The following is an 11,411-nucleotide window of genomic DNA, read 5'->3' as shown; positions in this document are numbered from 1 at the left end:
AAATTAGCGATGGATTGTATCAAGTCCGTGCCGCTGCCGAAAGCGTTCGTTTCCGGAGCGCGAGGTTTCCGCCTGCGCTGATTTGCTCTTCTCTTCGTGAGAGAGCCGGGACGGACAGGTGCGGATGAAAGCCGAGCCGGAAACGGGATCACGCCCGTTCCGGCTCGGCTAGTGCTGGTAACGGCACTCTGAAAAGCCCGTAGGCGGGATCTCACGCTGCCGCGCGCACCCATCGAGGCAGCAGGCTCTCGGGATTTGCGCATGCGCTGGACGTGTAGCTTGCCCCGACGAACTCCAGCCGGGCGGCGAGCGTGCCGTCCCGCCAGGCCGCAAGCGTATCCATGCAGCCACCGATATGCTCGCCGCCGACAAAGACCTGCGGAATTGTAGGCGAACCGATCCGGGCCCTCAGGGCCTTCCGGATTTCCCCGTCCAGGCCGTTCTTCTGGAATTCTGGAGCATCGATTTCGATGGACCTGTAGGCGATTCCCGCGCGGTCGAAGAGCTTTCTTACCGTCCAGCAGAATTCGCACCATGTCAGCGCGAACATGACCACCGGACGCTCCGGATCACGGATCGCCTTGTCGACCATCGCATGCGCCGACTGATCGATTTGGATTTCGTTTACAGGTGCCGATGAAAGGGCGAAGGATGGCGGCCGGTCGAAGCGGTAGCCGGGTGTGGAGTGAGAGATCGCCTCTTCGGCGGGCGACATTTCCTCGCTGATGTGATCGAACAGGATCGTGCTGAGATACCGCTCACCCGTATCAGGCAACATACAGAGCACGTTTCGGTCCGGGCCGACGCGTCGAGCGATTTCCAGTGCCCCGCTCAAGGTTGCCCCGCCGGAGATGCCCGCCAGTATTCCTTCTTCCGTCGCAAGCCGGCGCGCGGCTTCCAGAGCGCTGGCGCCTGAAACGGGTAGGATCTCGTCCACAAGATCGTCAGCCATCGCGTTGCCGACGATCTGCGGAATGAAATCAGGGCTCCACCCCTGCATCGGATGTGGCCGGAAGCGGGTGTGCGCCCGAGTCGGCAGCCCCTGTTCGTCGAAAGTTTGGGGAATGCCACTCGACAGCAGCGCCGAATTGTCGGGCTCGCAGACTATGATCCGCGTTTCCGGCCGCTCGCGCTTGAGCACTCGCGCCACACCGGCAAGTGTTCCGCCGGTCCCGGTGCCGGTGACCCAGTAGTCGAGTGGACGGTTCTGGAACGCCGCGAGGATTTCAAGCGCTGTCGTGCGGGCATGAATATCGGCGTTGACGGGCGTCTCGAATTGCCGGCACAGGAACCAGCCGTGCGCTCCGGCCAGTTGGACCGCCTTGGCGAGCATGCCGCTGCCGCGCTCGACGGCAGGGGTCAACACGACCTTGGCCCCGAAAAAACGCATCAGCTTGCGGCGTTCGAGGCTGGCGTTTTCCGGCATGACGATGACGAGAGGGTAGCCTTTCCTCGCGCAAACCATGGCGAGTCCTATGCCCGTGTTGCCGCTCGTCGCCTCGATCACCGTCTGGCCAGGCCGAAGTGCGCCGGAACTCTCCGCTTCTTCGATGAGCGCGGCGGCAAGCCGGTCCTTGACCGAGCCGCCAGGATTGAACGCCTCGAGCTTGGCATAGAGCGAAGCGGCGCCGTTGTTGATGCGGGAAAGGCGGACGACCGGCGTATTGCCGATCGTGTCGAGAATGCTGTCGTAGATACTGCTCATCTCAGCTGGTCCTTGCTTGGTGACGACGGTGCTCCGCCGGTCCGTTCGATCTCTGAGGTTGGCAGGAAGGCCGTGGTTTGCAGCGTTCGAACCAACGTTGAAGTAAATGGATTTCGACGTTTGAATCAGCGGCACATCGCAGGATCCGGAACGCGGCTGCATGGGACCTGCGCTCTTGCGCTGGATGATGCCGCCAATGCGCCCAGAACCACGAGACTGGCCGCGCCTGCGACAAATGCCGCCAGGAAAGCGGGCCCATAGCTGCCGAAGCTGTCATAGACAAAGCCGCCGAAATATCCGGCCACGCCCATCCCCACCCAGGCGATCAGCATGACGATGCCGAGTGACTGGCCAAAGCGTTCGGCTGGCGCAAATTGGCGCACGCAAAGGATCAGGCATGTCATGTTTCCGGCAAAGCCGAAGCCAAAAACCGCCGACAGCGCCAGCAGGCTCAGCTGCTGGTCCAGCGCGGGAAAAATCGCAACGCATGCCGTCTGAATAAACGACGCCAGGGCGTAGGCAGAAATGTTGCCTGCCCGGTCGGCGAGGAGCCCGAATACGATCCGCCCGATGGCGCCGAACAGCATGGCGATCAGCAGGCTGAGCGATCCGACATCCGAAGATCCGCACACGGCCGTGACGAAGCTCGTGAGGTGCATCAGCGGGACGCCCATGCAGGCGCAGCAGAGGAAGGCTGCGGCAGATAGCAGCGTCACCGGGGAAAGATGGCCACCTTGGAAGCCTGGCCTCGCTGAAAAATGCGCCGGTGCGGCAAGGATCCGATTGACGGGCGGCGCCTGAACCGCCGGCATGAAGATCGCCAGCGCAGCCGTCGTCGCCACAGCCATGATCGCGTATGCGAGGCGCCAGCCGACGCCATCGATCAATGCATTTGCGGCGTAGGGCAGTACGCCCTGGCCCAGGGCTCCGCCTGCTGTGACGATCCCTATCGCCAGGCCGCGGCGGCGGTCGAACCAGAGCCCGGTCACGGCAAGTACCGGCGCATAGAGACAGGCAAAGCCTAGCCCGCCTAAAGCGAAGTTGGCGGCATAGATCTGCCAGAGCGAAGTGGCAAAGGAAAGCGCGGCGAGCGCGACCACCATGCCAGCCGAGCCGATGAATAGCAGTGTTCTGATATTCAAACGGTCCACAAGCCGGCCCCAGAACAGCCCGCCCAGGGCCATGCCGACGCTCGATAGCGTGTAGGCAAGGCTGATGTCGGCTCGCGACCAGCCAAACTCCGCCTCAAGCGGTCTGATGAAAACGGATGTGAGTGCCAGGCTGCCAAATCCGAAAGCCATGGCGATCGTGGCGCCGGCCGCGGCCAATAGGCCGCGCAGCCGTATTGTGCTGTCCCGAACCTCCCTGCCTGCAGTTGGTGATATTTGACGATTCGACATGTTCTTGCCCCTCGAAGGATCTCTTCGAAGCTGTCATCGGCCAGCGATATGGAAGCAGGCGTGTGCGTCAGCGTGGAAAGCTCCACCGCGGGCCGTGGAAACGGCCCCGCCTAGACCTGCAGCCTCGTCTCGGTGAACGGCGGATTAGTGAGATCTTCTGATCATCGCCGCGCCATCACGAGGGACTGGTTGACGCCGAGCATGATCTCGAGAAGCGCCAGTGGCAGTTGAGCGCGACGGAGGACAGGGCCTGTATATAGCAAGTCGGCGACTATCCATCGGAGGCCTGCCTTCAGCTAACCTCCCGCGCCGGGTCGGCTGCCAGCGCCAGGGAATTTGCGACGTGCTCGAGGTGCTCCTCGTCCAGGATGCTGGTCGCGACGCGGACGGCGTTCGTTTTTCCGGTCGAAAACTTCGCCCCGGCATGGACCGCGATGCCGTGCGCGGCCAGCGTGACCATCGCGTAAGGTTCCGAGGCAACCGGAATGAGGACGCTGAGACCGTGTCCGGCGTCGATCGCGACATTGCGTTTCGCCAGTTCGCCGGCGAGCCGTGCGCGACGGCGGCGGTAGACCTCCTTCGCCTGCTCAACGAGGTCAGCCGTGGCAGGATCCTGTAGCAGCCAGGCGGTGGCCGCCTGCAGGATACGGCTGGTCCATCCCGAGCTGAAGCTGCGATAGGACTGGATCTGCTCGACGATCGTCGCCGATCCGGACAGCACGGCGAGCCGCAGGTCCGGGCCATGGGTCTTGGAATAGGACAGGATGTGGACGACGCGATCGGGAAAGCGCCGGCCCAGCGAAATGCGCGGCGCCGAGGCAATATCGCCGACGCCGTCATCTTCGACGATCAGTACGTCGGTGCCGGCGAGCAGGTCGCCGATGACTTCCAGCCGCGCCGACGACATGCAGGCGCCGGTCACCGAATGGACGCGCGGCTGGAACAGGAACGCGACGGGCCGCTGCCGCAGAGCGTTGGCAAGTGCATCCGGCAAGGGACCTTCACTGTCGCAGTCCACCGGGATGATCGGCACGTCGAGATCTTCGAGGATGTCGAGAAGGCGAAGCGCCGTCGGGTTCTCGATAGCCACCGGCGCCCCCGACGGGACCAGCGCATGCAGCAAGGTGTAGATGGCGTTGTAGCCGCCATTGGTGGCCAGGAACGCGCCAGGATCGTACGGCCATGACGGGCGCACGGCGGCCTCCAGCTCGGGCAGAATGCGCACCCGCTCGTAGCTGTTGAGCTTTTCGGCGCGCGCGCCATGCGCCAGCGCGATGTCGAGCGGCGGCAACAGCATCACATCGGGCTCCGCGATCGCCAGGTTCAGAACGTCCGCACCGTAATTGCCGCCGCTCATGTGGCGCTCGGGCCGGGCGGCAAAGCGGTTGCCCATGATCCAGGTGCCGTTGCGCCCACGGCCGCCGATGATCTTGTAGCGCCGAAGCTCGCTCCACGCCTGCGAGACAGTCGCCGGGCTGACGCCAAGCACATAGGCCAGATCGCGCACCGGCGGAAGTTTTGCGCCGACAGGCAGCGCGCCGCTTCTGATCAGCGCACTGGTCTCGCGCGCGATGCCCCGCGTCGTGCGGTCGCCAAGGCGTTCAGCGAACCATCCTGCATCGAAGTCCATCGAATCAACAACTGTCAGGGTGAATGTTCAGTAACATAATAACATTTGATCGGCCAAAAATAAACATTTACCAATCGCCGGTCAAACATAGCTTTGAAGTTCATGCCGATGCCCGTCTCCATCACTATAGCCACCCGCGATTGGGACTATCTCACTCCCTTGGTCTTGGGTGACGTCGCCTCCAGCCGCTTGTCGGTGAAGGTTGATCGTGTCGCCACGCTGATCGCGGATCTCGGCACCGATCCGAACTACGATGCGGCGGAGGTCTCATTCAGCCGTTATGTGTCGGCCATGGAGTCGGGCCGGGATACGGTGGTTGGAATACCGTGCTTCATCATGCGCGGCTTTCGCCATCGCTGCATCATAACGGTCGAGACCAGCCCGCTGGAGCGGCTCTCCGACCTTGCCGGCAAACGCATCGGCGTGACCGGCTGGCGCGATTCCGGCAACACATGGACGCGAGCAGCACTTCGCCGGGAAGGTGTCGGCATCGAGGATGCCTATTGGTTTGCCGGCAGGCTGACATCCGAGCACCCGGTCGCCGACCGCCTCGACGGATTCGGCAGGCCGGGGCGCATCGAAGCGGCACCGGGCGAGCGCCCGATGATGGAACTGCTGGCGCAAGGCGAGCTCGACGCCGTTTTCACGCCCTTCATGCCGGACGGCTTTTTCGGCCCGGCTTCCGGCTTCCGGCAAGTGCTGCGCGATTTTCGCGCGGCCGAACGCGCCTATTTCGCCGACGTCGGTTATGTGCCGGGCATGCATCTGGTCGCCGTCAAGGCCGCAATAGCCAGGGAGCACTCTTGGCTGCCGCAGGAACTTGCCAGGCTGATCGACGAAAGCCAGCGCGTCTGGACGGCAAAGCGCCGAAAATATGCCGATACCTCGCCCTGGGTCCTCGAGGAGCTGCTTCATGCGGGGCGCGACCTGCCTGCCTCCTGGAACGCCAGCGGCCTGCCTGCCAACTGGCGCATGATCGAGGATTTCGTCACCGAGCTACATGCCCAGGGCATTCTGACGGAACCGATTTCCGCCGAAGCCTTGTTTCCTTTCGAGGCCAGGTCGCGGGCCACTGCAGCCTGACAACGCGCAACGGAGAACACGAAGGAGAATGCCATGAGGACAATCAGCTTCATATTCGCCTCGCTCGTCACCATGCTGGCGCAGGCCAGCTTTGCCCAGGACGTCCAAAAGCAATCGGTGAACGAAGACTTGCGGGCCCGGCTGCCGGAAGAGATCCGCACGGCGGGAAAGATCACGGCCGTCAACAACGGTTCGTTCCCGCCCTATGAGATCGTCACCGGCACCGAACTGTCGGGGGCGACCAAGGACATTTCGGACGCCATCGGCCAGCTGCTCGGCGTCGAAGTCGATCATGCCTCGGTCGCCGGCCTGCCGGCGTTGCTGAGTGGCATCAATGCCGGCCGTTATCAGTTCGCGATGGGGCCTGTCGGCGACTATCCCGACCGGCAGAAATCCAACGACTTCGTCGATTGGGTGCGCGAATACGTCGTCTTCGCCGTCGAGAAGGGCAATCCGCAAGACATTACCTCGCTCGACACCGCTTGCGGCAAGCGCATCGCCGTCATGTCGGGCGGGTCGGCCGAAAAGGTCATCAAGCAGCAGGCGCAGAAATGCACCGAGGGCGGCAAGCCGGCCGTCGAGGTGCAATCCTTCACCGACCAGCCGAGTTCGATACTGGCCGTCCGGTCGAAGCGCTCCGACGCATTCTTCTCCTCGCAGGCGCCGCTGACCTATTTCGTCGAGCAGGCGAAGGGCCAGCTGGAACTCGCCGGTGTCGGCCAGGCCAACGGCTTCAAGGACATCTATCAAGGCGCCGTCGTCAAGAAGGGCTCGCCGCTGGGCGGTGTGCTGCTCGACGCCTTCAAAATCCTGATGAAGAACGGCACCTATGCCGCGGTCATGAAGAAGTGGGGTCTCGAGAAGAACATGATCGATGCACCCGGCATCAACCAGGGCCAGTAGAGGCTGCCATGACCGACGCGACCGCTGCCTACGCGGCCGGGCTGCCGCGACGTCCCGACGACGCGCTGCGCGACGTCAAACGAGCCCACCGGCCGTTTCCGCTCGTCCGGCTGGCGCTCTGGGCGTTCACCGTCGCCGTGGCGGCCGGCTTCGCCTATATCGTTGCGGTCAACCCGAATTTCGGCTGGCCGGTCGTCGCCCAGTATTTCTTCGATCCCACGGTCATGCAGGGGCTTTCCGTAACGCTCGGCCTGACGGTCGTGGCGATGATCCTGGGTATCGTGCTCGGCCTGCTGCTCGCCATCGCGCGCATGTCGAAGGACAGGCTGGCATCCTTCCTCTCCGGCCTGTTCATCTGGTTCTTCCGGGGAACGCCGCTGCTGGTGCAACTGATCTTGTGGTACAACCTTTCGACGCTGTTTCCGCGCATTTCCATCGGCTTCGCCAGCTGGAACACCAACGACCTGATCACGCCTTTGACGGCCGCGGTTCTTGGTCTGGCGCTGAACGAGGCCGCCTACATGGCCGAGATCATCCGTGGCGGGCTGCTGTCGGTGGACAAGGGACAGGCCGAAACGGCTGAAGCCTTCGGCATGACCCGCCCGCGGGCCTTGCGGCGCATCATCATCCCGCAGGCGATGCGGTCGATCGTCCCGCCGACCGGCAATCAGCTGATCAGCATGATCAAGGCGACGTCGCTAGTCAGCGTCATCGCCATGGCCGACCTGCTCTACTCGGTGCAGTCGATCTACAACCGCACCTTCGAAATCATTCCGCTGCTGATGGTTGCGGTGCTTTGGTACCTGCTGATCACCTCCATTCTCAACGTCGCGCAGGGCGCGATCGAACGCCACTACAGCCGCGGCGACCGCGAGAAGACGGCGACCGCCACCCTGGAGGCCGCCAATGAGCGCGCATGACACGCCCCTGGTCCGGGCGCGCAACGTTCACAAGGCGTTCGGCCCGCTCGAGGTGCTGAAAGGCATTGACCTGGACGTCGCGCCTGGCGAGGTGGTGGTCGTTCTCGGACCGTCCGGCTCCGGAAAGTCGACCTTCCTGCGATGCATCAATCATCTCGAGGCGATCGACCAAGGGTCGATCGAGGTGGACGGCGAGCAGCTCGGTTACCGGTTGCACGACGGCCGCCTCGACAAGCTTTCCGACCGGGCGATCGCCGCGCAGCGGCGCAAGATCGGCATGGTGTTCCAGCAGTTCAATCTCTATCCGCACATGACGACCCTGCAGAACGTCATCGAGGCTCCGGTCGGCGTTCACCGGGAGAACCGCAAGGAGGCGATCGGCTACGCCCGCGAACTGCTGACCCGTGTCGGTCTCGCCGACAAGATCGACGCCTATCCGCGCCAGCTTTCAGGCGGCCAGCAGCAGCGCGTCGCCATCGCCCGTGCGCTCGCCATCCGCCCGAAATTGATGCTCTTCGACGAGCCGACGTCGGCGCTCGATCCGGAGCTGGTCGGCGAGGTGCTCGCCACCATGCGTGATCTCGCCAGGCAGGGCTTGACCATGATCGTGGTCACGCATGAGATCGGCTTCGCGCGCGAAGCGGCGGATCGGGTGGTGTTCATGGACGACGGCAATGTGATCGAGGCCGGGCCTCCGGACGAGGTTCTCGCCAAACCCAGGCACCCGCGTACGCGGGCTTTCTTGAGCCGTTTCATCTAAAGCAAAGCCGGCGCGATTACCTGCTCGGCCGGCAAAGGACCTTCGATGCCAAAGACCTCCAACCAGTTCGCCGATGTTTCCGACTTCGCCGACAAGTCCGCCGAGCTTGCGGCGGCTCGCCAGCACCTGCACGCGCATCCCGAGCTTTCCTTCCAGGAGCACGAAACCGCTGCATACGTTGCCGAACGCCTCGAAAGCTGGGGCTATGAGGTGACGCGCAATGTCGGCGGGCTCGGGGTCGTCGGCCGCTTGCGCCAGGGCAGCGGCCGCAGCATCGCCATCCGCGCCGATATGGACGCCCTGCCGATCACCGAAGCGACCAATCTCCCTTATGCCAGCCAAGCCAGCGGCAAGATGCACGCCTGCGGCCATGACGGCCACACCACGATGCTGCTCGGCGCGGCCGAATACCTGGCGCGCACGCGGCATTTCAACGGCACGGTGAACCTTATCTTCCAGCCGGCCGAGGAAGCCGGCAAGGGAAGCGGGGCGCAGGCGATGATCGCCGACGGCCTGTTCGAGCGCTTTCCCTGCGATGCGATATTCGGGCTGCACAACCATCCGGGCGCGCCGACGGGTTCGTTCCTGATGCGCGCCGGGCCGCTGATGGCGGCGAGCGATACCGTCACGATCAAGATCACCGGGCGTGGCGGCCACGCCTCGCGTCCGCACCTGACGGTTGACCCGATCGTCGCTGCCGCCAACATCGTGATGACCCTGCAGACGGTGGTGTCGCGCAACGTCAACCCGATCGAGACGGCTGTCGTTACCGTCGGCACCATTCATGGCGGCACGGCCTCCAACGTCATCCCGGAACACGCCGAGATCACGCTGAGCGTCCGCTCCTTCTCGGCCGAGATTCGCGACACGCTTGAGAAGCGCATTCGCAGTATCGCAGCACTTGTGGCGCAGGCACATGGCGCAACGGTCGAGATCGACTACGAGCGCGGCTACCCGGTGTTGATCAATTCCGAGGGCGAGACGTCCTTCGCGACAGACGTCGCTGTCGAACTCGTCGGTCAGGACAAGGTGTCCGTCTGCCCGCTGATCCCCGGCAGCGAAGACTTTTCCTATTTCCTTGAGCACAAACCTGGTTGCTTCCTCCGCCTCGGCAACGGCGAGGATTCAGCCATCCTGCACAGCTCGAAATATGATTTCAACGACGGCAATTTGACCGTCGGCGCAGCGCTCTGGGCTCGATTGACCGAGAGATTTCTGGCCGCTTGAGCCATACCTGCGGCTTGGATTGTCGATCGGCCGGTCGAGCAGAATTGGGGCGACCGGCCGCGCGACGATGCTCAACGAATTCTCACCCATTCCCCCTCTTCGAATGCGATAAGAGCTTCGCTTTCAGACGAACAAAAAGTCACTCGTCGTCAGCGGGCTTGTAAAGTTTGCGAGAGTAACTTGATCGACTCCCGCGGTAATGATGGTGCTGGTTCCATTTTGCGAAATAGTGAGATCATCGAACGATTGGACGCCCTCCACGCCACTAAACACGATAGTGTCGCCTTGGGTCTGGCTGAAGTCGTAAATGGTGTTTTGGGTTCCGACCGTCATTGAACCATCGTCCTTGAATATGAATTGGTCTGCGCCGCCCTGAGCCAACTCGCTCAGTTGTCCGTCACCCCACATGTCATTGATGACCGTGCAGCCAGGTGCCGCGCTCCCGGCGTACAGGGTATCATCTCCACCTTTGGCCGAACCGGACATTTGTAGAGCGTCGCCGCACAGGAAGTTATGGACCTGGCCGCTTTCGTTGTTGTCGCCCCCGGTAAGAATGTCGTTGCCGCCCTGGGCGGAACCGGACATAGCGAGGGCGTCGCCGTACAACTCGCTTAGAACATCCGGACCGGAGCTCCTGTCGCCGCCAGTCAGGGAATCATTGCCGCCCACAGCGCTGCCGAGCATCGTGACCGCATCGCCGTACCCCAAATTATGAGTGCCTTGCAGCACGGCCACGTCGTCGCCCCCAAGCGCATGGTCGAACATACTGCCGCCCGCGTCGCCGTAGAAAGTTATCTCCGAGCCACCCGCGCTCGTGAAGCTGTCGTTGCCGCCCGCGGCAAAACCGGAAAGATCGCCACCCGCATCGCCATAAAGAGTTTTGCTCCCAATCTCCCCACCCAGGTCCGTATAGTGGTCGTCGCCGCCCTGAGCATGGTCAGACATGTTGCCGCCGGCGTCACCGAAGAAGGTGTTGGTGGAAAAGAAGCTACCCGTGAAGGTATCGTTGCCACCCTTGCTGTAGGCCGACATATCGCCGCCGGCATCGCCGTAGAAAGTGTTGAAGGAGTCGGTCCGGCTCGTGAAACTGTCGTCGCCGCCCTGCGCATTGCCGGACATGTTGCTGCCCGCGTCACCGTAGAAAATGTTATTGGCTTCTATCGAGCCCTGGAAGGTGTCGTTGCCGCCCTTGCTATGATCGGACATCTCGCCGCCCGCGTCACCGTAAAAGGTGTGGTCGGCTCCTTGTCGAGTGCTGGTCACGAAAATGTCGTCGCCGCCTTGAGCAAAGCCGAACATGTTGCCGCCGGCGTCACCGTAGAACGTGTTGTCTACCCGTCTACCCACTTCACTGCTCAAGGTATCGTTGCCGCCCTTGCTGTGGTCCGACATGTCGCCGCCGGCATCGCCGTAAAAAGTGTTGAAGGAGTCGCCCTCGGCCCTAAAACTGTCGTCGCCGCCCTGAGCATGGACGAACATGTTGCCGCCGACGTCACCGAAGAAGATGTAGGTGCCTAGCGAGGCGCCTGTGAAAGTGTCATTGCCGCCCTTGCTGTGGTCCGAGCTATCCTCGCCGGCATCGCCGTAAGCAGTGGTGGTGGAGGATGGCGGCCCCGTGAAGGTGTCGTTGCCGCCCCTCGAGAAATCTAGCAGGCTGCCGCCAGCATCGCCGATCAAGATATTTGTATTTAGATCGCCTGCGAGGGTGTCATCAGTGCCCCATTGACGATCCGTTAGATCACCGGGAGTAAAGGGAACGCGTTTAGACATTGTTCGCTCTCCT

At 62.8% G+C, this 11,411-nt stretch carries 9 protein-coding genes; 5 read left to right on the top strand and 4 right to left on the bottom strand.

Annotation, left to right across the window (positions count from 1 at the left end; all coding sequences use genetic code 11):
* Positions 1-211: 211 nt before the first annotated feature.
* The 3 genes from cysK to NKH23_RS16395 form a co-directional block, all read right to left on the bottom strand.
* The gene (gene cysK, locus NKH23_RS16405) at positions 212-1,705 is read right to left on the bottom strand and encodes a cysteine synthase A (protein ID WP_352717939.1); all 1,494 of its coding nucleotides are present in this window, start codon (positions 1,703-1,705) and stop codon (positions 212-214) included.
* 125 nt (positions 1,706-1,830) lie between these two features.
* A complete protein-coding gene (locus tag NKH23_RS16400; protein ID WP_352977857.1) occupies positions 1,831-3,006 on the bottom strand; it encodes an MFS transporter in 1,176 nt (391 codons plus the stop codon).
* Positions 3,007-3,397: 391 nt separating this feature from the next.
* Positions 3,398-4,735 (bottom strand): aminotransferase-like domain-containing protein, encoded by a 1,338-nt coding sequence (locus tag NKH23_RS16395; protein ID WP_352915758.1) that lies wholly within the window; start codon positions 4,733-4,735, stop codon positions 3,398-3,400.
* Between the two features lie 108 nt (positions 4,736-4,843).
* Between NKH23_RS16395 and NKH23_RS16390 the strand changes: the two genes are divergently transcribed.
* The 5 genes from NKH23_RS16390 (at position 4,844) to NKH23_RS16370 (ending at position 9,628) form a co-directional block, all read left to right on the top strand.
* Complete coding sequence (locus NKH23_RS16390) at positions 4,844-5,818, top strand: substrate-binding domain-containing protein (RefSeq protein WP_352717945.1); 975 nt, start codon at positions 4,844-4,846, stop codon at positions 5,816-5,818.
* A gap of 72 nt (positions 5,819-5,890) precedes the next feature.
* Complete coding sequence (locus NKH23_RS16385) at positions 5,891-6,721, top strand: ABC transporter substrate-binding protein (protein ID WP_502908318.1); 831 nt, start codon at positions 5,891-5,893, stop codon at positions 6,719-6,721.
* A gap of 8 nt (positions 6,722-6,729) precedes the next feature.
* Positions 6,730-7,641 carry an amino acid ABC transporter permease gene (locus tag NKH23_RS16380; protein WP_352717949.1) on the top strand — a complete coding sequence of 304 codons (912 nt, stop codon included), beginning with the start codon at positions 6,730-6,732 and terminating at the stop codon, positions 7,639-7,641.
* Positions 7,628-8,401, top strand: coding sequence for an amino acid ABC transporter ATP-binding protein (locus NKH23_RS16375; RefSeq protein ID WP_352717951.1), 774 nt, complete (start codon positions 7,628-7,630; stop codon positions 8,399-8,401). The genes NKH23_RS16380 and NKH23_RS16375 overlap by 14 nt, the downstream gene beginning before the upstream one ends.
* Positions 8,402-8,446: 45 nt before the next feature.
* The gene (locus tag NKH23_RS16370) at positions 8,447-9,628 is read left to right on the top strand and encodes a M20 aminoacylase family protein (protein ID WP_352717953.1); all 1,182 of its coding nucleotides are present in this window, start codon (positions 8,447-8,449) and stop codon (positions 9,626-9,628) included.
* A 123-nt stretch (positions 9,629-9,751) separates the two neighbouring features.
* On the opposite strand, the gene NKH23_RS16365 is transcribed toward NKH23_RS16370, so the two are convergent.
* Positions 9,752-11,398 (bottom strand): hypothetical protein, encoded by a 1,647-nt coding sequence (locus tag NKH23_RS16365; protein ID WP_352717954.1) that lies wholly within the window; start codon positions 11,396-11,398, stop codon positions 9,752-9,754.
* Between the last annotated feature and the right edge of the window lie 13 nt (positions 11,399-11,411).

Origin of the sequence: Mesorhizobium sp. M1328, from assembly GCF_040318075.1 — a bacterium.
Classification (GTDB): domain Bacteria; phylum Pseudomonadota; class Alphaproteobacteria; order Rhizobiales; family Rhizobiaceae; genus Mesorhizobium.
This window is presented reverse-complemented; position numbering and strand designations above follow the sequence as displayed.

What these genes read in the sequence shown, in the direction of transcription:
- NKH23_RS16400 (WP_352977857.1), bottom strand. Translation starts at nt 3,006, where the DNA reads ATGGCTTTCGGATTTGGCAGCCTGGCACTCACATCCGTTTTCATCAGA.
- NKH23_RS16390 (WP_352717945.1), top strand. Translation starts at nt 4,844, where the DNA reads ATGCCCGTCTCCATCACTATAGCCACCCGCGATTGGGACTATCTCACT.
- NKH23_RS16375 (WP_352717951.1), top strand. Translation starts at nt 7,628, where the DNA reads ATGAGCGCGCATGACACGCCCCTGGTCCGGGCGCGCAACGTTCACAAG.
- NKH23_RS16365 (WP_352717954.1), bottom strand. Translation starts at nt 11,398, where the DNA reads ATGTCTAAACGCGTTCCCTTTACTCCCGGTGATCTAACGGATCGTCAA.
- cysK (WP_352717939.1), bottom strand. Translation starts at nt 1,705, where the DNA reads ATGAGCAGTATCTACGACAGCATTCTCGACACGATCGGCAATACGCCG.
- NKH23_RS16385 (WP_502908318.1), top strand. Translation starts at nt 5,891, where the DNA reads ATGCTGGCGCAGGCCAGCTTTGCCCAGGACGTCCAAAAGCAATCGGTG.
- NKH23_RS16380 (WP_352717949.1), top strand. Translation starts at nt 6,730, where the DNA reads ATGACCGACGCGACCGCTGCCTACGCGGCCGGGCTGCCGCGACGTCCC.
- NKH23_RS16395 (WP_352915758.1), bottom strand. Translation starts at nt 4,735, where the DNA reads ATGGACTTCGATGCAGGATGGTTCGCTGAACGCCTTGGCGACCGCACG.
- NKH23_RS16370 (WP_352717953.1), top strand. Translation starts at nt 8,447, where the DNA reads ATGCCAAAGACCTCCAACCAGTTCGCCGATGTTTCCGACTTCGCCGAC.